Source organism: Pseudozobellia sp. WGM2 (genome assembly GCF_017810075.1).
Lineage (GTDB): Bacteria > Bacteroidota > Bacteroidia > Flavobacteriales > Flavobacteriaceae > JADNYK01.
This window is the reverse complement of record NZ_JADNYK010000024.1, coordinates 1-1,434: the sequence shown is the minus strand read 5'-3', so window position 1 is coordinate 1,434 and position 1,434 is coordinate 1. Positions and strand designations below refer to the sequence as shown.

The 1,434-nt window shown below is 51.3% G+C and carries 1 protein-coding gene; it reads right to left on the bottom strand.

Annotated elements, in window-relative coordinates:
• A partial coding sequence (locus IV512_RS19610) for a condensation domain-containing protein (protein ID WP_245224987.1) occupies positions 1–1,434 on the bottom strand: 1,434 nt, incomplete at both ends.

Below are 1,434 nucleotides of genomic sequence, written 5' to 3'. Positions count from 1 at the left end.
CTGTTCCTGGAACAGTTGTATGATGGTTTTGTCCTTTGGGTATTCGGCCTTGGTGTCGTTGAAGGTGTGGAGCAGCTCGTGGCGCTGTTCTTGGCTGAGCATGTCGATCCGGTCAATGGGCTTTGTGTGGTCGTCGATGATCGATTGCACCAATGTTTTATAATGTCCCATCAAGGTGGCCATCGTCCGTTTTTGATAGATGTCGCTGTTGTATGTGACATCCAGTGCGATCGTGTTTCCGTGTTCCTTGAATGTGAAAATTATATCGAATTTGCTCATGGCCTTCCCCAGGTCCTCGACTGTCCGTGTCTTATCGGGGTCGATTTCGATGGAGGTGTCGTTTTCGGTATTGTTCTGTAGTATGGCCATGATGTCGAACAGTGCGCTCCTGGAGGTGTCCCTTTTAAGGTTCAGGTCCTCTACCAGTCTGTCGAAGGGGTACATCTGGTGGTCGTACGCCTTAAGGACATTTTCCTTTATACGCCGGTAGTTTTCCTGAAATGTGCTTTCCGTGTCGATATGGCTCCTTAGGGGCAGGGTATTGATATAGCATCCGATCTGGTTCTCCAGGTCTGCATGTCCTCTTCCGGCAATAGGGCTCCCGATGATAATGTCCTTTTGTTGTGTATACTTGTGGATGAGCACTTTCAACGATGCCAGAAGGAACATGAACAGCGTCCCCCCTTGGTCCTGGACGTAATTCCTGATGTCCTTGGCCTGTTGTACTTGCAGGTATGTCCGCAGCCTGTTCCCGTTGTTCGTTTTTAATACGGGCCTTTGTTTATGGGAAGGCAGGTCCAACAGCGGTATTTCCCCTTTTAGGGACTCCGTCCAGTACTTTCTGTGTTGTTTGAACCGATCGGTGCCCAGTTGTTCCAACTGCCATACCGCATAGTCCTTGTACTGTATCGGTAAGGGCCGTAGGCCTGGTTCTTGTTTTTCCGTGAACGCTTCGTAAAAAGCCATTACCTCCTTTGTCAGTACCCCCATGGACCATCCGTCACTGATGATATGGTGCATGTTGAAGTAGAAGCTGTACTCCTTGTCCGATAGCCGTAACAGGGCGGCTCTCAGCAAGGGTCCCTTCGTCAGGTCGAATTCCCTGTAGGCGTCCTTGTCGAAGTACTGTTTGGCCTTTTGCCCGGGGTCCTTGTCCTTCCTGTAGTCCTTATAATCGATGGAGAAGCCAAGCTGTTCGGTAGAGAGTACGAACTGTTTGACCGTTCCGTCCTGTACCTCCCTGAATATGGTCCTAAGGACCTCGTGCCGTTCGATAATGGCATGCAGGGCCTTGCCGAATGCCTCGACATCGTAGTTTCCGTCCAAGGGAATACTCCCGGGCATGTTATAGGTGACGCTGCCGCCCCGGAACTGGCTCAGGACCCAGATCCGGCGCTGCGCGTCGGAGATGGGATAACCGTTGTCCCGGCTTGT